Annotated in this window: 27 protein-coding genes and 1 pseudogene; 19 read left to right on the plus strand and 9 right to left on the minus strand. The window is 72.1% G+C overall.

What is annotated here, in order from left to right:
* Positions 1-29: 29 nt before the first annotated feature.
* The 8 genes from CUT44_RS03865 to CUT44_RS03900 all read left to right on the plus strand — a co-directional run bounded on the left by CUT44_RS03865 (position 30) and on the right by CUT44_RS03900 (position 6,690).
* Positions 30-794, plus strand: coding sequence for an alpha/beta fold hydrolase (locus tag CUT44_RS03865; protein ID WP_100200686.1), 765 nt, complete (start codon positions 30-32; stop codon positions 792-794).
* A 99-nt stretch (positions 795-893) separates the two neighbouring features.
* Complete coding sequence (locus tag CUT44_RS03870; protein ID WP_199185593.1) at positions 894-1,454, plus strand: RNA polymerase sigma factor; 561 nt, start codon at positions 894-896, stop codon at positions 1,452-1,454.
* On the plus strand, positions 1,451-2,269 hold the full coding sequence (locus CUT44_RS03875) for a zf-HC2 domain-containing protein (RefSeq protein WP_100200688.1): 819 nt from the start codon (positions 1,451-1,453) through the stop codon (positions 2,267-2,269). Before CUT44_RS03870 ends, CUT44_RS03875 begins: the two co-directional genes overlap by 4 nt.
* A gap of 20 nt (positions 2,270-2,289) precedes the next feature.
* Complete coding sequence (locus tag CUT44_RS03880) at positions 2,290-3,099, plus strand: ABC transporter ATP-binding protein (RefSeq protein WP_100200689.1); 810 nt, start codon at positions 2,290-2,292, stop codon at positions 3,097-3,099.
* Entirely contained in the window at positions 3,096-4,490 is a 1,395-nt protein-coding gene (locus CUT44_RS03885; protein WP_100200690.1) for a hypothetical protein, read from the plus strand. Before CUT44_RS03880 ends, CUT44_RS03885 begins: the two co-directional genes overlap by 4 nt.
* The gene (locus tag CUT44_RS03890; RefSeq protein WP_100200691.1) at positions 4,487-5,077 is read left to right on the plus strand and encodes a hypothetical protein; all 591 of its coding nucleotides are present in this window, start codon (positions 4,487-4,489) and stop codon (positions 5,075-5,077) included. Before CUT44_RS03885 ends, CUT44_RS03890 begins: the two co-directional genes overlap by 4 nt.
* A 265-nt stretch (positions 5,078-5,342) precedes the next feature.
* A complete protein-coding gene (locus CUT44_RS03895; RefSeq protein WP_100200692.1) occupies positions 5,343-5,750 on the plus strand; it encodes a BlaI/MecI/CopY family transcriptional regulator in 408 nt (135 codons plus the stop codon).
* Between the two features lie 7 nt (positions 5,751-5,757).
* Positions 5,758-6,690: a M56 family metallopeptidase gene (locus CUT44_RS03900; protein ID WP_100200693.1), complete on the plus strand. Its 933-nt coding sequence runs from the start codon at positions 5,758-5,760 to the stop codon at positions 6,688-6,690.
* 33 nt (positions 6,691-6,723) lie between these two features.
* Here CUT44_RS03900 and CUT44_RS03905 read toward each other — a convergent pair whose 3' ends face one another.
* The 4 genes from CUT44_RS03905 to CUT44_RS03920 all read right to left on the minus strand — a co-directional run bounded on the left by CUT44_RS03905 (position 6,724) and on the right by CUT44_RS03920 (position 8,975).
* Complete coding sequence (locus tag CUT44_RS03905) at positions 6,724-6,984, minus strand: GlsB/YeaQ/YmgE family stress response membrane protein (protein ID WP_100200694.1); 261 nt, start codon at positions 6,982-6,984, stop codon at positions 6,724-6,726.
* Positions 6,985-7,089: 105 nt separating this feature from the next.
* Positions 7,090-7,545, minus strand: coding sequence for a tellurite resistance TerB family protein (locus CUT44_RS03910; RefSeq protein WP_100200695.1), 456 nt, complete (start codon positions 7,543-7,545; stop codon positions 7,090-7,092).
* 100 nt (positions 7,546-7,645) lie between these two features.
* Entirely contained in the window at positions 7,646-8,647 is a 1,002-nt protein-coding gene (locus CUT44_RS03915; protein WP_100200696.1) for a sporulation protein, read from the minus strand.
* A 106-nt stretch (positions 8,648-8,753) separates the two neighbouring features.
* Entirely contained in the window at positions 8,754-8,975 is a 222-nt protein-coding gene (locus tag CUT44_RS03920) for a hypothetical protein (RefSeq protein ID WP_100200697.1), read from the minus strand.
* 436 nt (positions 8,976-9,411) lie between these two features.
* On the opposite strand from CUT44_RS03920, the gene CUT44_RS03925 reads away from it, so the two are divergent.
* The 3 genes from CUT44_RS03925 to CUT44_RS03935 all read left to right on the plus strand — a co-directional run bounded on the left by CUT44_RS03925 (position 9,412) and on the right by CUT44_RS03935 (position 12,924).
* Positions 9,412-10,773 (plus strand): hemolysin family protein, encoded by a 1,362-nt coding sequence (locus tag CUT44_RS03925; protein WP_100200698.1) that lies wholly within the window; start codon positions 9,412-9,414, stop codon positions 10,771-10,773.
* Entirely contained in the window at positions 10,770-11,783 is a 1,014-nt protein-coding gene (locus CUT44_RS03930) for a hemolysin family protein (protein WP_100200699.1), read from the plus strand. Before CUT44_RS03925 ends, CUT44_RS03930 begins: the two co-directional genes overlap by 4 nt.
* Before the next feature lie 289 nt (positions 11,784-12,072).
* Entirely contained in the window at positions 12,073-12,924 is an 852-nt protein-coding gene (locus CUT44_RS03935) for a phosphotransferase enzyme family protein (RefSeq protein ID WP_100200700.1), read from the plus strand.
* A 190-nt stretch (positions 12,925-13,114) separates the two neighbouring features.
* Here the strand turns inward: CUT44_RS03935 and CUT44_RS03940 are convergent, their stop codons facing one another.
* Both CUT44_RS03940 and CUT44_RS03945 read right to left on the minus strand, forming a co-directional pair.
* Positions 13,115-13,738 carry a GyrI-like domain-containing protein gene (locus CUT44_RS03940; RefSeq protein WP_100200701.1) on the minus strand — a complete coding sequence of 208 codons (624 nt, stop codon included), beginning with the start codon at positions 13,736-13,738 and terminating at the stop codon, positions 13,115-13,117.
* Positions 13,739-13,906: 168 nt separating this feature from the next.
* Positions 13,907-14,396: pseudogene (locus CUT44_RS03945) on the minus strand (hypothetical protein); the annotation flags it as partial.
* Between the two features lie 494 nt (positions 14,397-14,890).
* Between CUT44_RS03945 and CUT44_RS03950 the strand changes: the two are divergent.
* The gene (locus CUT44_RS03950; RefSeq protein ID WP_408646705.1) at positions 14,891-15,307 is read left to right on the plus strand and encodes a tyrosine-type recombinase/integrase; all 417 of its coding nucleotides are present in this window, start codon (positions 14,891-14,893) and stop codon (positions 15,305-15,307) included.
* A 422-nt stretch (positions 15,308-15,729) separates the two neighbouring features.
* On the opposite strand, the gene CUT44_RS03955 is transcribed toward CUT44_RS03950, so the two are convergent.
* From CUT44_RS03955 to CUT44_RS03965, 3 genes are all read right to left on the minus strand, one after another.
* On the minus strand, positions 15,730-17,115 hold the full coding sequence (locus CUT44_RS03955) for a pentapeptide repeat-containing protein (protein WP_233221203.1): 1,386 nt from the start codon (positions 17,113-17,115) through the stop codon (positions 15,730-15,732).
* A gap of 156 nt (positions 17,116-17,271) precedes the next feature.
* A complete protein-coding gene (locus CUT44_RS03960) occupies positions 17,272-17,931 on the minus strand; it encodes a 2'-5' RNA ligase family protein (protein ID WP_100200703.1) in 660 nt (219 codons plus the stop codon).
* Positions 17,931-18,716, minus strand: coding sequence for a GntR family transcriptional regulator (locus CUT44_RS03965; RefSeq protein ID WP_158239568.1), 786 nt, complete (start codon positions 18,714-18,716; stop codon positions 17,931-17,933). Before CUT44_RS03965 ends, CUT44_RS03960 begins: the two co-directional genes overlap by 1 nt.
* 502 nt (positions 18,717-19,218) lie before the next feature.
* On the opposite strand from CUT44_RS03965, the gene CUT44_RS03970 reads away from it, so the two are divergent.
* The 7 genes from CUT44_RS03970 to CUT44_RS04000 all read left to right on the plus strand — a co-directional run bounded on the left by CUT44_RS03970 (position 19,219) and on the right by CUT44_RS04000 (position 25,672).
* Complete coding sequence (locus CUT44_RS03970; protein ID WP_100200705.1) at positions 19,219-19,485, plus strand: DUF6284 family protein; 267 nt, start codon at positions 19,219-19,221, stop codon at positions 19,483-19,485.
* Positions 19,482-19,799 (plus strand): hypothetical protein, encoded by a 318-nt coding sequence (locus CUT44_RS03975; protein ID WP_100200706.1) that lies wholly within the window; start codon positions 19,482-19,484, stop codon positions 19,797-19,799. The genes CUT44_RS03970 and CUT44_RS03975 overlap by 4 nt, the downstream gene beginning before the upstream one ends.
* On the plus strand, positions 19,796-20,959 hold the full coding sequence (locus CUT44_RS03980) for a hypothetical protein (RefSeq protein ID WP_100200707.1): 1,164 nt from the start codon (positions 19,796-19,798) through the stop codon (positions 20,957-20,959). The genes CUT44_RS03975 and CUT44_RS03980 overlap by 4 nt, the downstream gene beginning before the upstream one ends.
* Positions 20,956-21,291: an RRQRL motif-containing zinc-binding protein gene (locus tag CUT44_RS03985; RefSeq protein ID WP_100200708.1), complete on the plus strand. Its 336-nt coding sequence runs from the start codon at positions 20,956-20,958 to the stop codon at positions 21,289-21,291. The genes CUT44_RS03980 and CUT44_RS03985 overlap by 4 nt, the downstream gene beginning before the upstream one ends.
* 95 nt (positions 21,292-21,386) lie before the next feature.
* Complete coding sequence (locus CUT44_RS33775) at positions 21,387-23,033, plus strand: hypothetical protein (RefSeq protein WP_233221204.1); 1,647 nt, start codon at positions 21,387-21,389, stop codon at positions 23,031-23,033.
* The gene (locus tag CUT44_RS03995) at positions 23,033-25,180 is read left to right on the plus strand and encodes a hypothetical protein (RefSeq protein ID WP_100200709.1); all 2,148 of its coding nucleotides are present in this window, start codon (positions 23,033-23,035) and stop codon (positions 25,178-25,180) included. Before CUT44_RS33775 ends, CUT44_RS03995 begins: the two co-directional genes overlap by 1 nt.
* A gap of 183 nt (positions 25,181-25,363) precedes the next feature.
* Positions 25,364-25,672 (plus strand): hypothetical protein, encoded by a 309-nt coding sequence (locus tag CUT44_RS04000; protein ID WP_100200710.1) that lies wholly within the window; start codon positions 25,364-25,366, stop codon positions 25,670-25,672.
* Positions 25,673-25,812: the final 140 nt, after the last annotated feature.

The following is a 25,812-nucleotide window of genomic DNA, read 5'->3' on the forward strand; positions in this document are numbered from 1 at the left end:
TCCGGAGGGGACGGGAAGGGAGCGCATCGGTGCCGGACGGCCGACGACAGCCGTACCGCCGGCGATGGGACGGCGGGGTGCGGAGCCTGGAGGCGGGCCAGGACCACGCCCGGGGCCTGACCGTGGTCCTGGTACCGGGGCTCGGGGCGCTGGGCTGCCTGCTGGACACACTGGCCGGATGCGCCGGCTGGGCACGCTCCTTCCTGCTCGACGTGCCCGGTTTCGGGCACCGGCCGCCGCGCCCCTGTGCTGCCGGGACACCCGCGATCGCCGACACGGTGTCGGGGTGGCGGGACGCGGTGGTCGGTGACGCGCCGGTCGTTCTCGTCGGCCACTCCACCGGAGCCCGGGCCGCCCTCCGGGTCGCCGCCCGGGAGTCCGGTCGAGTACGGGCCCTGGTGCTGATGGGGCCGACGTTCCCGCCGGAGCAGCGGCGGCTCCCCGGCCTGCTGCGCGGCTCCGTCCGCGACCTCCGGCGCGAACCGCTCGGACTGCTCCCGGCGACCGTGCCGTACTACCTGCGCGGCGGCCGCCGCGAGCTGACCCGGCTGATCCGCTCCGCCCGGCGCGACGAGCCCGAACGGACCATCACCGAGGTCCGCTGCCCGACGTTGCTGGTCCGGGGCGAGCACGACGCGTTCGCGCCGCGGGAATGGGTGCAGCGGCTCGCGGCGGCCGCACCCCACGCGTGGTCCGCCACCGTGCCGGGCGCGCACAACTTCCCGTTCCGGCGCGGCGGGCCGACTGCCGCGCTGGTCGCACAGGCGGCCCGCCGGGCCGGTCGCACCGGCTGAGGGCACGCGGGCCGGGGACCACCGACGCCCGGGCGCGGGACTGTGACGCGGGTCACTCGGGAGTGAGAACCCGTGCGCCGGGCCGGGCGTCTGGCAGGTGTGAGATCACGCAGGAGAGCACTGCACGAGCTGGATGAGGAGCGCCTCCTCCGGCTGGTGGCACGGGGCGACCGCGGTGCGTTCGACGAGCTGTACCGGCGCACGTCGCCGTGGCTGGCGGTGCGGCTGCGCCGCCGCTGCGCGGACGAGCAGATCGTCGCCGAGGTCATGCAGGAGACGTATCTGGCGGTGTGGCGCGCGGCGGGCGCGTTCGCCGGGAGCGCGGTCGGCGGTACGGCCGTCGGGTGGCTCTGGACGATCGCGGCACGCCGCCTCGTCGACGCGTTCCGGCGCCGCGCCCACCACGCCGAGCCGCCGGTCGCCGCCGCCGAGCGGACGCCGGTACCCGCCGCCGAGGAGGTGGCGCTGGCCGGGGCGGTCGACGGAGACGTCGGCGACGCCCTGCGGCGGCTGGCACCGGAACTGCGGCAGGTGCTGCAGGCCACGGTCCTCGACGGACTCTCCGTCAGGGAGGCCGCCGTCCTGCTCGGGCTGCCCGAGGGCACGGTCAAGACCCGTGCCCGCCGGGCCCGGATCGCGATGCGAAAGGCACTGACATGAGCGGGGAGCACGCCTCGGCGCGACTCGTCCACGGCTATGTACGCGGTGACAGCGGCATCGCCGCCGACGAGGTCTGGGCCCTGGAGGCCCACCTGGAGACCTGCGGGACCTGCCGCGGCCGACTGGCCGAGGCGGTGGCCGCCGAGGCGCCCGCGGTCACCTCCCTCCTGGACACCGTGCGGTCCGGCCTGGACGCGCGGCTGGACGCCGTGGCACCGGTGCCGTCGCGCCGGCGCCGCCGGACGCGGCTGTCGCTCTGGATGACACCGGCGATGGCCCCGTGGCTGGCCATGGCCGTCGGCCTGACCCTGATCGCGCTGCTGCTGGACCTCGCCGTCCCTGACGCCGGCGAGATGTCGCCGGTGCTGCTGCTGGCTCCCGTGCTGCCGCTGCTCGGTGTCGCCGGGGCCTGGTCGCGCGGCCTGGACCCGGCGCACGAACTGACGGCCTCCGCCCCGCGGGCGGGGCTGCACCTGCTGCTGTGCCGCACCGCGTCCGTGCTGGCCGTCCTCGTTCCCGCGCTGCTGGTGAGCGGCTGGCTGACCGGGGTGATGGTCGCGCAGTGGCTGCTGCCCGCCCTGGCCTTCACCGCGGCGGCCCTGGCGCTGGGCGGCGTCATCGGCGTCGACCGCGCCGTCCTCACGCTGGGAGGCGGGTGGGCGGCCGTGATCCTGGCGCCGGCCCTGGCCGCCGGCCGCACTCCGTTCGCCCTGCAGCCGGACCGGCTGCCCGCCTGGGGACTGCTCCTCGCCCTCGGGGCCGCCGTGGTGATCGCCCGCAGGAGCGCGTACTCGGAGCTGGGGAGCTCTCGTTGACCACCGGAAAGGACCATCGCATGACGCCTGCGCCGAGCGCGGCCGACATCGCGCCCAAGACCTGTGCCTGGGAGATCCGGGCCACCGACCTGAAGGTACGGGCCGGACGGAGGAAGACGGCCGTCGACGGGCTCAGCCTCTCGCTGGGCACCGGCGCCCACGGCCTCCTGGGGCCCAACGGGGCGGGGAAGACCACGCTGATCCGGGCACTGGCCACCGTGCTGCGTCCCGCCGCGGGCGAACTGGAGCTGTTCGGCACCTCCGTGGACGGGGCGGGCGACCTGCGGTCCGTGCGACGCCGGATCGGCTACCTGCCGCAGGAGTTCGGCTACTACAAGCGCTTCACGGTGCGCGAGTTCGTCGAGTACATGGCCTGGCTGAAGGAGGTGCCGAAGGCGGACATCCCCGCGGCCGTCCAGCGGGCCGTGGAACGGGTGGGCCTGGCGGACCGCGCCGACGAGCGGATGAAGGCCCTGTCCGGCGGCATGGTGCGGCGGGCCGGAATCGCCCAGGCCATCGTCAACGACCCGGCGGTGCTGCTGCTGGACGAGCCGACGGTCGGCCTGGACCCGGCCCAGCGGATGCGGTTCCGCGAACTGCTGCAGGAGTTGGGCCGCGACACCTGCGTGGTGGTCTCCACCCATCTGGTCGAGGACGTCGCGGCCGCCTGCTCCGACGTGGTGGTCTTCGCCGACGGCCGGCTCGTCTACCAGGGCACCCCGCGGGACCTGGCCGCGGCGGGTGGCCCCGAGGACCCGGGCGACAGCCCGCTGGAACGCGGCTACTCGGCGCTGCTCAGCGGCTCCGGGCAGGAGAGGGGCGCCTGGTGAACGGTCGTGTGCTGGGCATCGAGCTCAGGCGTTCCGCCGCCCCGTGGGCCGGTGCCGTCATAGCGGGGGGCGCCCTGGCGTTCCTCCACCTGATCGACGGGATGTGGTGGAACGGCACCGCCCGGTGGACGGCGCAGTGGACGCCGATGGCGCTGACGACCCGCGCCATGCTGTTCTACCTGTGGCCGGTCGCGGTGGGCATCGGGGCGCTGCAGGGGCTGCGCGACTCCCGCTCGCGGATGACCGAACTGCTGACGACCACCCCGCGGCCGGCCTGGAGCCGCGCGGCGCTGCCCGCGGGTGCCACGGCGATCACGCTGGCGGCGGGTTTCGGTCTCCTCGTCCTGTGGGGCGGAGTCCAGGTGGCCCTGGGCCCCACCGCCTACCCGCACCTCGGCTGGCTGCCGATCTCCCTGGTGGGGGCGCTGGCCCTGGTCGCGGGCGCCCTGTTCGGCATGGGCGTCGCGCGGGCGCTGCCCTCGGCCCTCACCCCGCCGGCCCTGGTGATCGCCGCTCTGGCGGCGACCGTCCTGCTGGCGCGGCACGCGGACGACCGGTTGCCGTCGGGACTCGCCCCGAACCGGCTCTCCCTGCTGTCACCGGCGACCCCGGAGCCCCGGCAGGTGCTGCTGACCCTCTCCGGCACCGCGCACCTCGGCCAGACGCTCTGGCTGCTCGGCCTGCTCGCCACCGGCTTCGCGCTGCTGGTGGCCGCCGCCCCCAGGACGCGCCTGCTCGCGACGGTTCCCGTGCTGGCCGGTGCGGCCCTGGCGCTGCTCGTCCTCCCGGCACACGCGCGCGAGACCTATGTCGTCGACCGGACCGCCGCCGCCCCGGTCTGTGACGGCCCGGTGTGCGTGGCGCGGATCCACCAGTCGCGCTTGCCCGGACTCGCGCCGCGCGGCAAGGAGGCACTGCGCGTCCTGCGCGACGCCCTCGGCGACCGGGCGCCGGACGCGGTGCGGGAGGAGACCGCGCTGCGCGCGACCGGCGAGAAACGCGCACTCCCCGGCGACACGGTGCTCGTCAGCTTCGACGACCCGCTGATCGCCGGCGCGGACGGTGAGCGGCTCACCCGCGTCCTGGTCGCCCAGGGCCTGGCACCCCACTGCTACCCGCGCAGTGCCCGGGAGAGCGGGACACAGTACGAGGTGGTCGTGCAGAGCGTCGCCGCGAGCTGGGCCCTCGGCGAGTCCGGGATGAAGCCGCTGGAGAAGCCCGCGGCCGACGAGTACTCGCGCAAGGCCTGGCAGGAGGCCGAAGTCGCCTGGCAGCGGCTGACGGCGCTGCCGCCGGGCGAGCAGCGCGCCCGGATGGCCCGGGTGCGCGGCGCCGCCCTGTCCTGCTCGTACGACCAGCTCGACATCCTGAAGGGAGAGACGTCCCGGTGAGATGGCTGATGCTGTACGCGCGTTCCCGGCAGGTGCCGGCGTCGGCCGCCGCCGTCGTGCTCACCGCCTCGACGGCGTGGGCCCTCACCGGGGGCGAGGGAGAGGAACCGGTGGACCCGCGCCTCCCGGCCCTGATCCTCGCCGCGGGGGTGGCGGCCGCCGCCGTGGGGCTCGGCGGACAGGACACCGCCCTGGACCGGACGGCCGCGATCCGGTGGGCGCCCCGCCGGGCGGCACACGTCCTGGCGATCGGCGGGGCCGTCGCCGCGGTGCTGCTGGCCGTGCACGCGCTGGGGGCGGAACTCGCCCCGGCCGCGTTCGTCGTCCGGGACAGCGCGGGCCTGGCGGGTCTGGCCGCGATCGGGGCGGCGGCCTTCGGGGCGGCGTACGCGTGGACCCTGCCGGTCGGCTGGCTCGCGTTCACCCTCTTCGCCCCGCCCCCGACCGGCGTTGCGGGGCAGGTGAGCGGCTGGCTGCTCCTGCCGCCCGGCACGGCGGCGGCCACCTGGACCGCGCTGGCCCTGACGGTGACCGGCACCCTGCTCTACGCGGCGGCGGGGCCGAACGGCCCGGGAACCGGTCGCTGACCGTCCCCGCGGCGAGCGGAAAGCCGATGCCCACGGCACTGGCGAGCCGGTGGGCGACCGGTGGCGGCGCGGGACCGTCCGGACGGTCCCGGGCACCCTCACCCGATCCTCCTGTCGCCGCGCCGGTCCGCCGGTTCCTCCGCCGGCCGCCCATATCGGTCTACAGCAGTGCAGAAGGTTTGCGAGTGCCGATCCGGCTGCCACTCGCCTACGATGTACGGCCGACCCGGCCGAGGCGACGGGGGCGTGGCTGGAAGGAGACGGCATGGTGGACGAGGGCGTGACCGGACAGTCCCGGCGGTCCCGTGCGCGTCGGCGCGGTCAGGGCGAGCTGGAGGTGCAGGTGCTGTCGGCGCTGGGCGAGGCGCCGGGGCCGGTGGACACCGCCTGGGTGCGGGAGCGGCTCGGCGGCGACCTGGCGTACACCACGGTGATCACCATTCTGACCCGGCTGCTGGCCAAGGGCGCCGTGGTGCGGGAGAAGTCGGGGCGCTCCTTTCTGTGGTCGCCGACGGCGGACGAGGCGGGGCTGGCGGCGCTGCGCATGAGGCGGGTCCTGGACGGGGAGAGTGACCGTGAGGCGGTGCTGGCGAGCTTTGTGACCTCCCTGCCACCGGGGGACGAGCGGCTGCTGCGGGAACTGCTGGAGCGTGCCGAAGATCCGGAGGAATGACACGGTCATGGGAGTCTTCGTCTTCCTGCCGTTGGTCCTGCCGCTGACCGCCTGGCCGATCGCCCGGCTGGCCGAGCAGCATCTGCATCCGCGCACCGCCACCGTCCTGCTCTCGGCCGCGACGGGGGCGCTGGCGGTGTGCAGCACGGTGTGCCTGGTGCTGCTGATGGTGGTGGGCACCGCGCAACTGCCGGGCAATCCGCTGCCGGACGGCTGGTCGGACGAGGAGGTGCGCGAGGCGGTCCCCTACGACGAGGTGGCGGGCCGGGCGGCCATCCCCGCCCTCCTCGCCGTCCTCGTGGCCGGCGCGCGGACGCTGTGGACGCACCGCCGGGTGGGGCGCCGGGCCCTGCGGGCGCTGGCGGGTGCGCGCGGCTCGGAGGTGGCCGTCCTGCCCGATCCGGAGCCCTACGCGTACGCGCTGCCCGCCGGTCCGGGCCGGGTCGTGGTGTCCACGGGAATGCTGGCGTGTCTGGAGGGCGGGGAGCGGCGGGCACTGTTCGCGCACGAGCGGGCGCATCTGCGCGGAGGGCACCACCGCTTCCTGCTTCTGGTGCGGCTGGCGGCGGGGGCGAACCCCTTCCTGCGGCCGCTGCGGACCGCGGTGGTCTACACCGTGGAACGGTGGGCGGACGAGGAGGCGGCGGCCGCGGTCGGCAGCCGGCGGGCGGTGGCCCGGGCGGTCGGGAAGGCGGCGCTGGTCTCCCGCGGCACCGGCCCGGCCGCGCCGCTGGCCCATCTCGCCGCGGCCGGGCCGGTGCCGCGGCGGGTGGCGGCGCTGCTGGGTCCGGCTCCGGCGGTGCGCAGCTGGCCGCCGGTGTTCACCACGGCCGGTCTCGCGGCCTGGACGGCCGCGGCGGGTACCACCGTCTCGGCCCTGTCCTCGGCGAACTCCGCCGTCACCCTGTTCCTCGTCCTGAAGGCCGCCACCCCGCTGTAGTGGCTGCTGTGGTGGATACGGCGCGCAGTGGAGTCAGCGGCCCTTGAGACGTTCGACGAGCGCGATGCCACCGGCGGCCAGGGTGACCTGGACGGCCAGTTCGATCCAGTCGACGCCGTCCGTGTCCGCCACTCCCACCCCCGTGGCGACGGCGGTGCCGACCAGGGCGGCGAGGACGCCGACGCCGATGGTCAGCGGTACGCCGGTGCGCTGGCGGCCCGGCAGGGCCGGTCTTCCCAGGATGCCGATGACGATACCGATCGCAACCGCGCTGATGAGGCCGGAGATCTCCATGCCGTTCCTTCCGCGGTGTGCCGTGGTTCCGTGGTTCCCGTGGCGCAGTGGGTGCCCGTCTCCCGGTCCGCCGAGGAGCCCGGACCGGGAGACGGGAACGACCGCTTACAGGTCGAATTCGTGGGGTGCCAGGTCCAGGGCGTAGCAGGCGTCACGGACCACGGTCCGCTCGGTGGCGTCGAAGTCGCCGTCGGCACCGCCGATGACGATGCCGATCTGGATCACGGCGCGGGCCTCGGCCGGCTTCTTCCTCGCCTTGGCGACTTCCTGCATCACGCTGACTCTGCCGAGTTCGAAATCGGCGGTCAGCGTTTCCAGATGGGCGTCGAAGCGGCGCTGCAGATCGGCGGCCGGGAAGTTCCGCAATACCTCGTTGTTGGTGATCAGATGGGCGACGCGTCGGCGCTCGGCCGGGTCGATCGTGCCGTCCGCCGCCGCGACGAGGGCGCACATCGCCATGGACGCGTCGCGGAACGCGCCGCTCTTGAGGTCGTTCCTCTTCGCCTCCAGTTGGGCCTGCATCGTCTGGGCGGATTCCTTGAGGCGGTCCCACAGGGCCATGGCAACTCCGTCTGTCGTCGGGGGTCCGGGCCGCGCCTTCGCGGCCCGGACCCGGATTTCCTGTCACGAGGGTGCGGGGACGAGGGGCGGGCGGATCCCGTTACCCCTCTTCGCCGCCTTCGCCGCCTTCGCCGCCCTCGTCCTCGAAGGCGTCGCCGATCTCGTCGACGACCTCGGCCGCCACCAGTCCGCCCGCGACACCGACGGCGAGCCCGGCGGCGCCCGCCGCGACGGCGGTGCCCATGCCGGGGCCGGAGCGGTGACCGTCGTGGTGGTCACCGTGGTGCCCGTCGTGGGGAGCGGGGTGGCCGTACGGCGCCGGGGCGCCGTACGCGGCACGGTTGTCCACCAGCTGCCGGATCCAGCCGTCGACCTCGGTGTTCCAGTCGCGGACGTCCTGGTGGCCGACGGTGAAACGGGTGAGGGCGTCGTGGCCGCCGGAGAAGAGGCCGCCGCGCTTGTCCGCCTCCAGCACCACCTCCGTCCCGCCGGGGTTGGCCAGGAAGGTCACCTCGATCTCGCTGAACGCGTGCGCGTACTGCGGGGCGGGGGAGAGCTCGATCTCCTGGTAGAAGGGGAGGGTCTGGCCGGTACCGCCGATGTGGCCGTACTCCAGGTCGGCCGACCTGAAGCCGAAACCGAGCTGCCCCAGGGCCGTCAGAACCGCGTCCTGCGCCGGCAGCGGGCCGACGCTCAGCGGGTCGAGGTCCCCCTTGTCCTTCGCGCCGGCCACCCCCAGCTCGGTGCGCACCCCCAGGACGATGCCCAGCGGCTGGCCGTGCAGCTCGGTGACGGGGGTCTCCCACGGCAGCGCGACGGTGAACGGAACGCTGTGTTCCTCCCCCTCGGCCAGCCGGAAGCCGCCGCCGACGGTGAAGCGCTCGAAGGCGATCCCGCCCTCGGACTCGCCTTCCTCGTGCTCGACCTCGACCCGGGCGACCAGCTCCAGGGAGATGTGGTCGATGTCGAAGTCGGCGCTGCCGCCCTTGAGGTGAACCTGACCGGTGAGGGCACCGCCGGGCAGGAAGGGACCGGGGTCGAGGACCGTGTCCACGGTGGGTCCGCCCACGCCGAGCGAGCCGAGCAGCCGTTTGAACACCATGATGGCGTTCTCCTTACCTTTCGTGTGTGCGTGCGAAGGGAGCGTGGCGCCGCACCGGCGGAGGAAGGGAAGGTGCCGGTGCGGTGCCACGGCGGTCTCCGCCGGGTTACCCGGCCGTGGTGTCCAGCACGGCCAGGGCCTGGGCCCAGCGGACGTACTTCAGCTCGGCCAGGTCGGCCACGGTCTTCACGCCGAACGCCTCGTCCAGCAGCTCGCCGTCGCGGTCCGAGACGCCCTTCAGGGCGGAGACGGGTGCCTGGAGTATCTCCGGCAGGGACTTGTCCGCCCACGCCTTGTCCAGCACCTTGTCCAGATCGATCGAAGCCACGCATGCCCTCCCAGGCTGATTGGTGTGCGAGCGGGGTGCCGGGGCCCGGCTCGTCGCGCCGTGCCCGCTACCGTGGGACGCGCGCCTGCGGACGACCGGGAGCTTCCTGGTCGCCCCTCGCTCTTTCTACACGTCTGTAGAATCATAAGGGGCGGGAACACCCGTCCGTGACGCCTCGGAAGGATCCGGACGTGAAAGTCCGAAAACAGTCGGCGATACCGGCACGCCGTCCCACGCCGACCGCCCGGACCCACCCGGTCCCGCCGGAGCGCCGGGCGGGGAAACGTGCCCGTCACCGGCCTGCGCGGCAACCGCGGAGCACGGCCGTGTCGCTTCCCGTACAGTCCGCCGAAACCGAGGAGCCGTTCTTGCCAGCCCTTCCACAGGGTGAGATCCGCCGTATCCAACCCGTCGCCTGTCCGGGAGGTGGTGAGCGGTGACCGCCTGGTTCGGTCTGCTCGCCGTCCTCGTCCTCACCTTCGGCACCGGGTACTTCGTCGCCCAGGAGTTCGCCTACGTCGCCGCCGACCGGCTCGCGCTGGAGCGGCAGGCCGCCGCGGGCGACAGACGCGCCGCCCGGGCGGTGAAGGTGCTGAGCCGGCTGTCGTTCATGCTCTCCGGAGCCCAGCTGGGCATCACCGTCACCGGCCTGGTCGTCGGCTTCCTCGCGGAACCGGCGCTCGCCGAGCTGCTGCGTCCGGTCCTGACAGGCGCCGGAGTCCCGGAGGCCGCCGTGGGCGGGGTGGCGCTGACGGTCGCGTTCGTCCTGGCCATCGTGCTGCAGATGGTCATCGGCGAACTCGCGCCCAAGAACCTGGCCCTGGCCGTCCCGGACCGGCTCGCCAAATCCCTTGCCTCCTCCACCCTGGTCTATCTGAAGGTGGCCGGCCCGGCGATCCACGTCTTCGACAGCACCGCCAACAGGCTGCTGCGCCGGGTCGGCATCGAGCCGGTGGAGGAACTCCACCACGGCGCGACGCTGGAGGAGGTCGGACACCTCATCGAGGCCGCGCACGAGCGGGGCCACCTCCCGCGGCACACGGCCGACCTCGTCGACCACGCCCTGGAGTTCGGCGACCGCAACACCGGCACGGTCATGGTGCCCCGGGTGGAGACCGCCTTCGTCGCGGCGACCGCCCCGGCGACCGAGGTGATCGAGCTGATCGCGGCCCACGGCCACTCCACCTACCCCGTGCTCGGCGACCGCCCCGACGACGTCGTGGGCGTCATCGGCGTGCGCGACCTGATGGGCCAGGAGGAGGCCGCCGTCGCGGCGGCGACCGCGGGCGAGCTGGCCCGCCCCGCACTGCTGCTGCCCGAGACCCAGCCGCTGCCGGACGCTGTCGACCAGATGCGTGAGCGGGGTGAGGAGTTCGCCGTCGTCCTGGACGAGCACGGCGGTCTCGCCGGGATCATCACCTTCGAGGACATCGCCGAGGAACTGGTCGGCGAGATCGCCGACGAGACCGACCGCCTGGCCGAGACGGCGGTGCCCGACGGCGACGGCTGGCTGGTGGACGCCGGTCGCCGGCTGGACGAGGTCGCCCAGGCCACCGGCATCCACCTGCCCGAGGCCGAGGACTACGAGACGGTCGCCGGGCTGGTCATCGACCACCTCGGCCGCTTCCCCACCGTCGGTGACCGCATCACCCTCGACCTGCCGACGCAGAACGGGCACGCGGCCGTCGAGGTGCTGTCCCTGGACCGGCACGTGCCCAAGAGGGTACGGCTGGTCCGTACCACCGACCCCGATCCCGACCCCGACACCGCGCAGGCCGGCCGGGGAGAGAACGCATGAGCCCGTGGACCGCCTTGCTGGTCACCGTCCTGCTGCTGATCGCCAGCGGCTTCTTCGTCGCCGCCGAGTTCGCTCTCGTCGCGGCCAAGCACCACCGCATGGAACGCTACGCCGACCAGGGCCGCAGAGGGGCGAAGTCGGCGCTGGCCGGAATGCGGGAGCTGTCGCTGATGCTCGCCGGCGCCCAGCTCGGCATCACCGTGGCCACCCTCGGTCTGGGCAGCATCTCCAAACCGGCGATCTCCTACCGAGTCGAACCCCTGCTGGAGTCCCTGGGGCTGCCGGGCGGGCTGTCGTACGGCATCGCGTTCCTCTTCGCCATGACGGTCGTGGTCTTCCTCCACATGGTCGTCGGGGAGATGGCGCCCAAGTCCTGGGCGATCGCCCACCCGGAGAGCTCCGCGATGCTGCTGGCACCGGCCTTCCGCGGCATCACCCTGTTCGTGCGGCCGCTGCTCTGGGTGCTCAACAAGATCAGCAACGGGCTGGTGCGGCTGTGCCGGGTCACCCCGCGCGAGGAGCTGACCTCGGTGCACAACCGGGAGCAGCTCACCCATCTCATCGTCGAGTCGCAGCGCCTGGGCCTGATCACCGAGAGCGACTCCGGCCTCCTGACCCGCACGCTCACCGCTCCGCAGGAGCAGGTCGGCGCACTGATGGTCCCCGCCGACCGTGTCGTCGCCGTTCCCGCCGACGCGGACGCGGACACCGTCCTCGCCACCACCTCCCGGCACGACCGCACCCGGCTGCTGGTGCTGGACGGCACGCGGGTTCTCGGCTCGGTCCACGCACGTGACGCGCTGGTGGCCCGTGCCCGCGGCCGCGCCACCACGGCTCGTGCCCTGGCCCGCCCGGTACCGGAACTGGAACCGCACAACACCGTCGCGGACGGCATCGAGCTGCTCCGGCAGCGCCGCGCGACACTCGCCGTCATCCGGGACGACCAAGGCGGCCTGGCCGGGATCGTGAGTCTGGACGATCTGATCGCCCGCCTGACCCACGCGGCGTGACCGGGCCGGGCGCCTCGCGGTCGGCACATCCGCCGCGAGGCGCCCAGGCGTCGGTACGTCAGGTAAGCCGCCGGGGCGACGTGGGCCGGGACGACACCCGGAGCCTCAAGCGGAATCGTGTGCGCCGCCCGACGGCGGCCGGCCGAGCAGCCGAAGGGGCGGAACGCCGACTCCGCCGAACCCTGTCCGCCGCGCCACCGCGGCTCCTCTCCGCCGACGACTTGGTAGGGTGCGTGGGCTCACCGGCTGGGGAGCCACGGCAGTGCTCAGGGAGAGGGGCCGGGCAGCGGTGCAGGCGTCAGAGGTGCCGCGTGCGGTGGCCGCGGCTTTGTCGGTCGCCTCGTCACTCGGTCTGGCAGCCGAGGACGCGGCCGTTCTGCAGAACTCGAACAAGCTCACTTTGCGGCTGCTGCCCGGTGATGTCGTGGCCCGGGTGGCGCCTGTGGCGGATCAGATCGCCCGGTTCGAGGTCGAGCTCGCTCGTCGGCTCGCCGGGGCCGGGTGTCCGGTGGCCGCTCTCGAGCCGCGCGTGGAGCCACGCGTCCATGAGCGGGACGGCTTCACGGTCACGCTGTGGACCTACCACGCACCCGTGACACCCGGGGAGATCTCACCGGCCGACTACGCCGACGCGCTCGGGCGGCTGCACGCCGGCATGCGCGAGATCGATGTTCCGGTGCCGCGCTTCACGGACCGGGTCGGGCAGGCCCGGCGACTCGTGGCGGACCGCGACCGCACTCCGGCGCTCGCCGACGCGGACCGGGAACTGCTCGGCGACACACTGCGGAGCCTGGGGCGGGCGATCGGCGGGCACGGCGGCGCCGAGCAGTTGCTGCACGGCGAGCCGCATCCGGGCAACGTGCTCGCCACGGAGAACGGGCCGCTGTTCATCGACCTCGAGACGTGCTGCCGCGGGCCCGTCGAGTTCGATCTCGCCCATGCGCCCGAAGAAGTCGGCGAGCACTGTCCGGGGGCTGATCAGGACATGCTGCGCCAGTGCCGGATCCTCGTACTGGCGATGATCACGGCTTGGCGCTGGGACCGGGACGACCAACTCCCCGACGGGCGCCGGCTGGGCACACAGTGGCTCGGCCGGCTCCGGGCGGCACTCGACCGCGACGGCCTGGACACCCGTGGCTGACCGCAGGCCTCCGAGGGCGTAGCCGGCCGGCTGCCGATGTCCGGGTGCCATCGGGCCACCGTGCCCGCAGAGCCCGATCACCCACGCCGCCCGATCACCACGCCCAGGACCCGGCTTCCGTGGCAGAGCATCCGCAGCGCTGCCCTCCGGCCAGGGCACAAGTCCCCGTGTCCCGGGCCTCACCGTGAGGTCAGGTGTGGGCCGGGCCGACCGGCTGGCGGAGAATGGTGCGCAGCCGCTCCGGTGCCGTCCTGCGGGCGTCGGAGAGGTAGATCTCGTGGTGGTGCCCGCGAGGGACCAGCTTCTCGGCGGGCAGGAACTCCTCGTGCATCCGCGCGATGGTGGGAGCCTCCTCGTCGTACGGTCCGACATGGAGGATCTGCACGCACCGCCCCTCGCTGTAGTCGTCGAATCTCACACGGTGGCCGGCGCTGAGCTTCTTCGCCCTCTCGACGTGCTCCATCGCCTCGCCGACCATGGCGGAGGTGACCCCGCCCGGCTGAACGATCATGAGCGTCCAGAGCCACTCGTCATGGTCACGGGTCCTGAAGGCGTCGAGGTCCTCCGCGGACCACAGTCCCTCCAGCGGACCGACGGTGTGCGTCCGGCCCAGCTCCCTCCCGGCGACCGCGCGCACGGCGTAGGCGGTCGCGTACAGGGCCTGGACCGCCGCGCGGTAGTCGGCCGATGTGTTGGGATCGCCGCGGCCGTCCACCATCAGGAAGCTCATGCGCGGCACATCGACGATCTGGAACCGGTCACGTCCGGCCGAGTAGAGGTCCCGCCGTTCCTTCTTGATGTCGTAGTTCCGCATGAGGACGTCCTTTCCGGCGTGCTCGGCATGCCTTTCCACGCCTCAGGTCTACATCCGGGGGAGGGTTTCACGACTCCCCTCTCGGCCTGCTCGGCACCGCCCTGAAACGGGCCCGCCGCGAGAACGTCCCGGCCGCGAGCCCCGGGCCGTCAGACAGTGGGGGACCCTTCAGGCGCCGGCCCGTTCCGCCCGGCCGGAGCGCTCGCCCTCCGGGAGGGGCCGGGTCAGATCACACGGAACGGATCGGCGGTGGCGCGGACGTCCGTGAGATCGTCGACGGCGGTCGGTGATCCGGTCGATCGCGGCAGTGGAACGGCCGGCGTTCGCCGCCTCCCCGCGCAGTCTCTCCAGGCGCTTGCCCGTCATGGCGAGATTGTGGTGGGCGTTCTTGATGACCCACTCGCTCAGCGACTCGCGGGACTGCCCGGCCATGGCGTCGAGCTGGGTCTCCAGTTCCTCGATGGCGTCGGCCAGGTCGAGCGCCTCCTTCGCGTCCGGGTCGACCAGGTTCAGGACCTCCCGCTCGACGGTCGGGCGTTGGGCGGGGGAGTCCCACAGCACATGGGTCAGCACCGACAGGTCGGTCTCCGCCACCGCCTCACGCCCGTCGACGTACGCGGATGCCTGGAGCAGCCCCGCCGTCACCCCGCCACCGGCGGCCGACGCCGTCTCCCTCGTTCCCTCCGGTCGGCTCCGCCTCTTCGCGCGGAGCACCAACACTGTATGGACGGTGAGCCGACAGCCGAGCCGTTCCAGGCGATTCGGCCCCGGTGCCTGCACGACCGGGCCACGTTTCGAGGGCGCGCCGAGATGATCTCGGGCCGGCCACCCGGCTGCTCCGGCCACGCGGCGTGTACGTCTGTGACGCGGAGCCCGGCGTGTGCCCGGGGCTGACGCGTTCCCGCTCGGCGGGACGTGCTGATTGCGGCTGCCTGCGGCGGGATGTACGGGACATCCGGGTCGGAGAGGGTGGACGCGACCCCTGGTGATCAGGGTTCTCGAAGTCTTTGATCGCGAACAGGGAGTGCGTTCGCGCGTCGTCCCCCTGATCGGTGTCCTGCGGTGCCACCGCGGGCCCATCGGCCCATGCCGCCCGCCCGGGGAACTCGCCTCGCTCCGCGAGACGCCGGACCGGCCCCGGGTCCGAGGTGGGTGCGGGGCCGCCGTTACCGACCGGGTTCTCTGCTCTCCCCGTGCCTGCTCGCGGTCCTGGGTGGGGCGATCGGCCCGGCCGGCACCGCCCGGCTGTTCGCCGGGCCGCGCGGTGGGCGGATCACCACCGCGGTGTTGCGGGACGCCACCCGCTGGGACGAGGTCGTCGCCCGGCTCGGCTACGAGCACCTGCGCCGCCACGACCTGCGGCACACCGGGCTGACGTGGATGACCGACGCCGGGGTCCCGCTGCATGTGCTGCGGAAGATCGCCGGGCATGGATCACTGGCCACCACCCAGCGCTATCTGCATCCGGATCTGCGGTCGATCACCGAGGCGGGCCGCTCGCTCAGCGCCCACCTGTCGGTGGCGGCCGGCCCGCCTAAGCCGCCGGGGGCGGTGCGCCGGGTGCTGTAGGCATCCCACAACCGGACAGAGAAGCCGGATGATCTTGGTCCCCGAGGAAACGTGCTCTGATCTGCGGTTTCTTCCCGCTGCTGGTCCCCAGGTGGTCCCCGCAGGGGTGGCGGCGTCCCGGTCGGCCTGGTGTGCCGTCAGGCGACGGAAGGCGCTCCGACCTGGGATTTCTCCCCGGTTGAAGCGCCTTCCGAAACTGTCGGGACGACAGGATTTGAACCTGCGACCCCTTGACCCCCAGGCGCGTGCCGACCACTGATCGCTGCACGGGTGCTGTGCTGGGGCGGCCTAGATCCCGTCCTCCGTGACACGGACGTCTGCCGACGTGCGTGCCTGTTGATGTCAACTGCTGATGTCACAACGTTGATTTTCCGCGTACGGTGCGCGGTGACTGTGTGCTCAGCAAGAAATCTATGTGTTGGTCAGTGCGTTGACGGTTGCCACGACCGAGGCAAGTTTAGACAGAATGGTGAGGGTTGGCCACTGGGAGAAAATATGCCGGATGGGGATGAGCCAAACGCTCCATTGAAGTCGACGGTGCCGCCATTGAAAGCCGCATTATCGAAACTGACTGTTTCGCCGTTGAATCCTGCGTCGGTGAAGCTAATTTCACCACTGCTGAATACTGCATAACCAAAGTCGACGAACCCGTCAAAGAAGGTCACTTGATTGAAGTTGGTTGTGCTGCCCGAGAACGCTGCATAAGTGAAAATTACTACGCCGCCAGATATTGTTGTGTCATCGAATTCGATCGTGCCGCCATTGAAGCTAGCGCGATCAAAATTTACTATGCTGCCATCAAAAGAAGCATCCCTAAAGGCCAGTTTTCCACCATTGATGCTTGCGCCTTCAAAGTGGATGGCGCCGCCGTTGAATCCTGCATCGTTGAATCTAAGTACGCCGCCGTTGATGGCGGCATGACTAAAGGTGATCGAATCTCTGCTAATGGTTGCATGATTGAAGTCGATTCCGCCATTGTTGATTTCTGCATGTTCGAAGTTAACTGTGCCGCCGTTAAAGTTTGCGTAATCAAATCGAACGGTGCTGCCGTTGAATTCTGCTCCATTGAAGTTGACTGTGCCGTTAGAGAATGTTGCGTGGTTGAAGTTGACTGTGCCGTCAAGGAACTTCGTATGGTTGAAGTTGACTGTGCTGCCGGAGAATGTGGTGTTGTTGAAATCGACCATGCTGCCGGAGAATGTCGCGTTGCTGAAATCGACCATTCCGCTGCGGAAAGATGCTCCGGAGAAATCCCCGCCGTCGAAGACGACACCGGTGAAGTCCAGGTCGTGCCCCTCCCAGGAACGAGGGTGTTCGGGTGGGAGGCTGAGGTGGTCGCGGATGAGGCGGATCACAGTATGCCGGACCTCTCGCAGAGCCAAGTAGGTGTGTCGGGCGCCTGCGTCTTCCGATGGAAAGTCAGTCTGGGAAGTGTAGGGGAGGCGGAGGTAGGCGCACAGAACGTCGATGCAGGTCTGGCGCAAGTCACGGGTGGGGGCATCGTCAGCTAGGCCAGCCAGGGCGTGAACGCCGCCCAAGCGTACTGCGGCTGATTCTTCGCCGAGTTGGGAGACGGCGGTGGTGAACCGCTCGGTGTGTAGGCGGGTGGCGTCCCGTAGGGCGCCATCCTCGTCGATACGTTGGCGCCGGTAGGCCACCACTAGAGCTACTAGGGCACCGGCTCCAGCGACCACTCCGAAGGACAACTTCACCAGGTCGAACAGAGTTTTGGAGGTGAGCTGCCGCTCAGGCTTGAGATTCTGCACATCCAGTAGACCCCATCCGGTGAGGAACACCGCAGCGGCCACGGTGATCGCCGTACTAAAGGTCAAGGCAAGCGCGGTCCCTACGGGCCACAGGCGCAAGCCGCGTGATTCATCCTGACGTCGGGGCAAGTTTGGTCTCACCCATCACAAGACCACGTAGACGCCCGGTCGGTTGCAGACAGCCTCGGTGTCAGAGAATCAAGCGTGTCCGATCGGCACTTCGGCCACGACTTCCCACTCGTAGACCCTGCGGTCCCGGTGAAGCTCGATCAGGGAGGCGGTGGGCACGTCTAGCCGTACCGACTGCTCGCCAGCCACAGTGATCGCTTCCACGACGGGAGCCGCATCCTGGGTGCGATTGCTGTACGCGATGCTCACGTGTGGCCTGTAGTGGCTGCTGTTCTCGGGGACCCCGTCAACGCCCCAGACTGAACCGATCCCCGAACGGATCGCCGCCCGAACGGCGCGGATCGCCTTCTCTCCCTCCTCGTCCGGCGGAAGGACAACGGCCTCATCAGCGACGACGACTTGCCCGAAGGTGGGAGTTGGAACAGAGAGAACGGCCAACCGCTCACGCACCGCTGTTTCGATACGTGCAACATCTGCGGGAGCTACACCGGACGTGAAGCCGATTCCCTGCATGGTCAGGTGCAGCCACGAGACGGGAACGGGCTCCAGCCCGGGGAATCGGGCTAGCACTCGTTGGTACCCCTCGACCAACCGATGAAAGGCCGTTTGCCCCTCGAAGGTCAGGTGCCAGGTGAGCGCACGCTGACCCACTTGCCAACCGGGGCGCCACCACCAGTGGTCCCGCATCTCTTTCGCGTGCTGGCCCGGCGGCAAGTCCGCGAAGCCCATCAGACCTCCGAAGGGGAGTCGGTCTCAGTCGGTTCCTGGTCTACGTCGTACTCATCCACGACGACGATGCGATCGGCCGGCCAGGTGGACTCCGAGATCTCCAACACCGTGCCGTCGGTCGCACGTGCCGTGTGCACCACGTTCAGGACCGGCGCGCCGTGCGGGAGCTCCAGAAGAGCAACCTCTTCCGGAGTCGGCATCCGGCTTCGCCATAGGTCTCTCACCGTCGCATAGCGCTGACCTGATAGGTCTTCGACACAGAGGAAGAGGGCTTTGGGTACCACGGTCGGCTCTTCTAGGAAGGTACCGCCCGCGATGGCTACCGGGATGTAGCTGGCTCCTACCTCCTCGGGGCGCCCGCTCTTCTTGTCGAGAAGGCGCCGTCGCCTGACCACGACTTCCGTTCCCGGGGGCACGCCCATGGCTTCCGCAATGTGGGCGGGGACCGGCGCCCGACCGGCGAACCCGATCTCGTGCTGTAGGTCGCTGGTCAGAAGCCGCTCGTCCTTGCGGGCACGCCCGTACCGGTGGCGCGACCGCCGCTGACGGGGGCGGTCGCGCTTCACGAACGTCCCACGCCCGTGCCGCGACTCGATCAGCCCTTCGGCCCGTAGCACCCCAAGCCCCTGCCGCAAGGTAGGCAGGCTCACGCCGAACCGCTTCGCCAGTTCGGTTTCAGCAGGTAGGCGGCCCTCCCGCTCATCGAACGCCCCTTCCCGGATCTCAGCACGCAACGCGTTCGCCACCCGGTGATACTTCGCCACCCCAGCCACCGCATCAGTCACGTTCGTCCTCCTTCTCGCTCCCAGCATGCCCCCGGGAGCCGTCATGGTCCAACACAGGACTACAACTCAGGTCCTCAACTCCTCTTGATGAGTCGCGAGCAAGGGGCTATGGTCTTCTCAAGTCCTAAAGAGGACCTGAGCTCAGGTCTCCCTTAGGCCTGTTTGAGCACGTCAGCAGACACGCCGCAAGACCGCTCCAAAGCGCCTGGAGGGCCCGTGACACGGGCTCGAAGGAAGCGCTCGGTCTTTGAGAACTCCATAGAGCGATGAGGTCGCCGCCTCCTCCGATAAGGCGGTCGGCGCGGCACAGGATCGCGCACCTGTACGACTTCAACCTCTTCCGCAGCGCCTCGGATGTGCTGCGGCCGGTTGCCTCCGCTGCTCGTCTCGTACGAGCAGCGCCGAGGGGAGCCGGATGTTCCTGCTCTACGGCCGCAGCCCCGGTGGTGCAACACCGGGGCCGCCTTGCTGGGCCGTTCCTCGTTGAAGGGATCCACGACCCATGAAGCACAGTGTTCCACTTCGGGCGGTTGGTGCCGCCGATCCGGCCGGCGGGGAGCCGTCGGCCGCCGAGCTGGACGCGATCGAGCGGGAGCTCCCGCTCATCGTGGCGGAAGTCGAGTTGCTGGACGCGCAGATCACGGTGCTGGACCGGCCGGTGTCCGAGTTGGACGCGCGCCGGATCCGGCGGGCGCGGCGCCGGGTGCTGGCCGCCCGGCGGGCCCTGACCAACCGGCGCGGCGCCGGGGTGTCGGGGGTGGGCGCATGACTCCCTTGACCTTCGGGGACCTGGATGCCGCTCTGCGGGCGCTGCGCCTGCTGGCGGTGGAGTACCCGCACCTTCCCGCCCCGTGCGTGACCATCTCCACCGTCTACCCCGACCGGCTGGAGCTGGCGCTCCACGACGACCTGGCCGCGTTCGAGGAGTGGCGGGAAGTCCTGGGCATCGCCCCCGGCGCCGTCGGCTACGGCGAGCAGCGCGACGGCCGCACTCGGGTGCTGACCGCCTCGGTCGACTACGCCGGCGCCCGCGTCCGGCTGGTCGGCTACGGCACGGTGGCCACCGTAGGGGAGGCGGCATGATGCCCGCACCCAGGACGCTGACCACGGCACAGAAGGTCGTACTGACCGCCGCGTTCCTGCCCATGCTGGCTACGGGCGTGGCCGGGGGGATCGGCACGTACAGCAACATCAGCCGCGCCTACGGCTCCGGCACCGCCCTCGGAGCGGTCGCGGCCGGGGAAGGCGCCACCGCGGTGCTGGCCCTGGTCCTGCTCGGGTTGACGATGCTGGGCCAGTCCTCCCCCTGGCCGGTCCGGGCCGGACTGTGGGCGCTGCCCGCCGCCGCCTCGGTGATGGCGGCCATGGCCGCCGACGGACCGGCCCTGACGGTCATCTACGCCATCACCCCGATGGGCATGTGCGTGGCCGCCGAAGGCATGGCGTTCTTGGCCCGCCGTATCGTGGTCCACGCCGACGGCCGCGACGCCGAGGCCGAGGCGCGGGCCGCCGCTGTGGTGCGGGAGCTGGCCTATCACCGCGCGGTCGCCGCCAACCACCCGGACGAGAAGGCGCGGGCCAAGGCCGAGCGCACCGCGTGGAAGCTGGCCCGCACCGTCGGCGCCAAAGACGCCGCACTGGGCGGGCGGCTGCTGGACATCCAGCGCGACCGCCTCACCACCGGCGCCGACGCCGCCCTGGCGGAAATGTTCTCCACCCCCGCCCCGGGCCCCGTCGCGCTGGCCGTGGAGCCCGTGACGCCTCCCGTCACACCGGCCGTGATGGCGGGTGTGACGCCGCTCCCGCAGCGGGACGGCGAGCCCGCCGGGGACACGGGCGTCACGGGTGGGTGTGACGCCGAAGACACGCAGGTCAGCGACACCCCCGAGCAGGACGGGCCGCCCGAGCCGGAGCCCGTGACGCTCCCCGTCACACCGGCCGTGACGCCCGTGACGCCTCCCGGTGCGCCATCTTCCGATGAGGTGCTGTGGTGGCCGGTGGAGCAGGCCGTGACGCTGGACGAGGTGGCCGCCGTCGCCGGCGTGCCGACCCCGCAGCCGGGCGAGCCGCTGAGCGATGAGCAACTGATCGTGGTGCTGCGGCACCTGCGCTACTCGGTGGACCCGCCGCTGTCCTACCGGCAGGCCGTGGCCGCCTTCCGGGAGGCCGGATACGTCGGCGGTGAGCAGCGGGTGCGCACCGCCTGGGGCGCGGTGATGTCCCAGGAGGAGAACACCCCATGACGCTGCCGGTCTACTCCTGGCGCTTGGCCCCGGGCGGGCTGGCCACCCGCCGCCAACTGCGCGCCATGGGACTGCGGCCCGGTGGGCAGGACGTGGCCGCGGTACTGCGGCGCCCGCGCCGTCGCCGCGGCCCGCTGGTCGCCTACCTCTACCACGTCGACCGCGCGAAGCCGGTCCGTCTCATGACGGCGGCCAGGTGGGCGGCGCTCGCCAAGGCGAACGCCGCGCGCCGCACCTGCCCAGTGTGTGGGCGGGACGCCGGATACGTCATCCCCGTCTCGCTCGGGATGTGCGTGCCCTGCGCCGACGCCCCTGCGGCACTGGCCGCCTGAAAACCCCTGCTCGACCTGACCGGGCGTTGTCCCGGCGCGGCCCCTTGCCTGCCAGCACGGCCGCGCCGGTCCCCACCTAGATGGAGGACTCCAGCATGACGGAAACCACGATCCCCCCGACACCCCCACCCGAGACCGACCCCACACCTGCCCCTGCGGCTCCTGCTCCGGCCCCGGTGGTCGAGCAGGCACCGCCCTCCGACGCCGCCGCCGACAACACGGGGCACGCCCCGGGTGGGTGGCCGGTGGTGCCGCTGGCGCTGTCGGGGGCGAACACCACCGTCGGTGCGGTTTCGGCTGCCGCGCTGGCTGCTGGGCCGCTGGCTGCGGTGGTGGCCGCGACCGGGGCGGTGGTGCTGGGCACGGCCGCCGCCACCCGCGCCCGCCGCACCACTCCGAAGCGGGAAGCCCGGCGGGCAGCCGCCCGGACGGCCGGACGGAACGCGGCTGCTGCGGCGGCCCGGCGCACCGGCCACCGGAGCCTCCCTGTGGCTGCGGGCCGGTCCGGTGGTGCGGCCAAGCCCGGTCGCGCGGGCGGCCGGACGCGCCGCGGCAACGGCGCGTCTGGCAGTGCAGCGTCCCGGCACCGCAGCACTCCCGCCGCGGTGGCTGGGGCCGGGAAGCACTTCGGCAAGCACCACCGGCCCGGCAGCAAGCCGGGTGGTGGTGCGGCCGGCCGTTCTGGGGCCGGGCGCGGCGGTGGGCTGCTGAACCGGGCCGCTGCGGCGCGGTCTGGGCAGCGGGCCGCCGCGCCCACGCGGGCACAGCGGCGGGCGCAGACGGCTGCGGCGCGGCGGGCGGTGGCCGATGCCCGCCGCGCGCACGGCCCGGCCGCCCGTACCGCCGCCCGGCTCGCCGCCAAGAACCACAAGCAGCAGAAGCAGCAGAAGGCCGGTGGGCGGGGGCTGGCCGCCGCCCTGAACCGGGCCCGCACCGCCCGGGACCAGGCCGCCCGCCGGGGCCGGGCGGCCCGCGACGCCCGCACCGCCGGTGCGGTGGCAGCTCGCCGTTCGGCGCTGCGCAAGGCACCGGCCCGGCGGGCGGCGCGGCGGGCGCTGTGGCGCTCCGCGGCCCGCTCCTACGGCCGCTGCCTGCTCGCCGGGCTGCTGGCCGCCCCGCTCGGGCTGCTCGGCATGGCCACCACGCCCCTGGGCCGCCGGCTCGGGTGGGCGTGGCTGATGTATCCCGGCCGCCGCCTGTTCTGGCGCCTGGTCGGCCGGGCCCGCACCGAGCGCGAGCAGCGCGACACCGCGATCCGTGACCGGCTCGCCGCCGAGGAAGCCGCCGCCGACACCACGGCCGAGGAGAACGCGCACGAGGTGGGGGACCGCGTGCGGCGGCCCACCCACCTGCTCCCCACCCACCCCGATGCCACCCGCTCTGTGGAGGTTGTGAACGTGTCTGGTTTCCGCTTCGAAGAGGCCGCCGCCGAGATGGAAGAGGCGGCCCGCACCTACACCCCCGACGGCGCCATGGAAATCCTGGCCATGATCGAGAACCTGCCCGCCGCGATGACCTCGGTGGCCAACACCTTCCGCATCCTGGCCGAGCGCTCCGACGACGAATTCCCGCTGGAGAAGGAGGTCGCCGCCGGGTTCGAGGACATCTACGCCGCGCTGGTGGCCGCCATCGACAAGGCCGAGGAGATGGGCCCGCTCTTCCGCCGGGTCCACGAAGCCGACATCGCCCGCCACGAGGACCCCCGCAACGGCACCGAAGCTGAGAAGGGCTGGAACGTCTGATGACCACCAACACCGCCAACACCGCAAGTGGTGGGCCGGTGCTGGATTGGGCGGCCGGTCACGGACCCGTGACCGGCGCCCTGTCCGCCACCACCGGCGCCTTCGCCGCCGCCACCACCGGCGCCGCCACCGGTATGCCGCCCGGCTGGGCCCTGGCGGTCGGCGCCGCCGGGGCCCTGGGCCACACCATCGCCGGACTCCGAGTGCGCAACGCCGGGCGCACGGTCGCCACCCGGGCCGCCTGCTGGCTGCTCGGGGCCGGGTGGACCACCTGGGCCATGGCCACTGGACCGCTCACCTGGACGGCGCTGGGCTCGCTGGCCGCGCTCGGGGTGGGCATCGGGACCGCCAACCGGTCCGCCGACCTCTACGAAGAAGCCCGCGAGGAGGAGGCGATCGCAGCGGCCGAGCGGCAGGTGGCCGCCGAGCTGTCCGCCGAGCGGCGCGCGATCGCCGCCGAGTGGGCCGACCGCATCCAGCGGGTGTGCGGCATCACGGTGCGGGTGCTGGCGGTGGAGATGTGGCCCACCGGTACCGGCTTCTCCCTCGACGCCGAACTCCCCCCGGGCGGCGCCACCTACGACAAAGTCGCCAAGGAGGCGCCGCGGCTGTCGGCGGACGCCAGGCTGCCGCACGGCTGCACCGCCACCGCCTCCCCCGGCATCGACCAGGGCCGGGTCATCCTCGATGTGACCACCGTCAATGTGCTGGCCGAGGAGCGCACCTACCCCGACGACTACGGCCCGCTGTCGGTGCTCACGGGGATTCCGTGGGGGTACCGGACCAACGCCGAGGAGATCCGCACCTACCTGCGCGAACAGTGCGCCCTGGTCGTGGGCCCGACCGGGTCGGGCAAGACCAACATGGTGCACGTCATCCTGGCCGGGTTCGCCCGCGCAGACGACGTGCTCACCTTCGTCATCGACCTCAACGCCGGATCCGCCGGCCTCCCGTGGGTGCTCCCCGCCCTGTCCGGAGACCTGCGGGGCCCGGACGGGGCGCCGGTGCGGCCCGGGATCGACTGGCTGGCCGCCACCCACGAAGAGGCCACCATCATGCTGGATGCGGTGCTGCGCATCGCCCGGCACCGCAAGACCGTCTATCAGGACCTGATGGCCCGCGCGAACACCGACCTGCTCCCGATCAGCGCGCGGATTCCGCAGATCATGCTGGTGGTCGACGAGGGTGCGGAGATCCTGACCAGCACCGACCGCGCCATGCGCCAGCTCGCGGCCAAGATCCTGGAGGTCATCCGCATCGCCCGCGCCATGGGCGTGCGCACCGTCCTGACCGCGCTGGGGGCCACCGGCTCAGTGCTGGGGAACCTGATGATCCGCCGGGAAGCCAAAGTCCGGGTGGCGCTGACGGGCGGGGAGACCGAGGGCATGGACCTGTCCAAGATGTTCCCCGGCACCCGCGGCCTGCGCACCGACCAGGCCCCGTACAAGGGCTCGGGGTTCCTGGGCACCCCCGAGGAGACGGCCGGACTGTTCAAGGCGTGGCGGATCCTGCCCAACCAGATCCGCGACATCACCACCGCCACCACCGACCGCCACCCGGTCTTGGACGCCCCGTCCAAGGAGGCGGCCGGAGACGCCTACACCCGCCGCTGGGACCCCGACCGCACCGCATGGATGCGCGACACCACCAGCGGGTCGGACACGAGCACCGGCACCGGCACCACCGCGGCGCAGACCACCGGCAGCGGGCGGGACGGACTGAACCTCTCCGCCCTACGCAACGAGCAGCCGGAGCAGGGCCCGGAGCCGGACGCCGATGCACTGGCCGCCCGGTTCATGGCCGAGATCGACAAGACGTTCGGCACCACCGCCGAACCCGGCACCCCGGACCGGCCCGAGCAGCGGGACGACAAGCCGCCCACGGCACCCCGGCCGGGGCTGAACCTCTCCGCCCTACGCGGACAGGGAGAGCAGGCGCCGGAGGCCGGTCCGGCATGGCTGGCCGACGCGATCGACGCGATCGCCTCCGCCGGCGCCGCAGGGATGAAGCCGTCCGCGATCGCGGAACTGGTCGGCAAGGACCGCAAGACCGTCCGCGCCGCCCTGCGGGCCGCGGCCGAGCGCGGGGAGCTGGTCTACCGGGACAACGGGCCGCACTCGGTCTACCTCCACCCCGACCACGCCTGACACCAGTTACACACAGCTACTGCGTAGTGGGTAGTGGGGCACACCCCACTACCCACTACGCATGCCCCAACGGCCCACACGGGCCGTCTGACCGGTGCTTCCCCACTGGGGACCCCAGTACCCACTAGCCACCCCACTACCGGCACACACCGTGACCGACACCCACCGTACAAGGAGGCAGTCATGACCCGCCGCACCCCGCACCCGCCCCCCACCGGGGGCCACCTCCCGCACCTGCCCGCCGAGGTCTACCGGCAGTTAGGCGATCGCCCGGTCGTCATCATCCACGCACCCGCCCCGCGGCGCCCGGCCGCCGCCTACGCGGTGCCGCTCGCCATCGGACTGGCCGCCGGATTCGGCTTCATCGGCCTGGTCGCCGCGGGCATCGCGCTGTTCGAGTTCGCCGCCCGCACCGCCGCCCTGCTCGGCACCCTGGCCGGCCCGATCGGCATCGGCACCTTCTTCCAACTCGCCCGCCCCAAGCACAAGTGACGCCCGGAGCGGACCGCCCACTCTCGCCAAAGAAGCGCGGTCCGCTCCGGCACTCCCAGCCTCAGCAAGAGACTCAGGAGGTCCCAGCATGACCCATCCTCCCGACCCGGTGCGCATTGGTTCGGTGTGCACCGGCTACG

The organism is Streptomyces carminius (genome assembly GCF_002794255.1).
GTDB lineage: Bacteria > Actinomycetota > Actinomycetes > Streptomycetales > Streptomycetaceae > Streptomyces > Streptomyces carminius.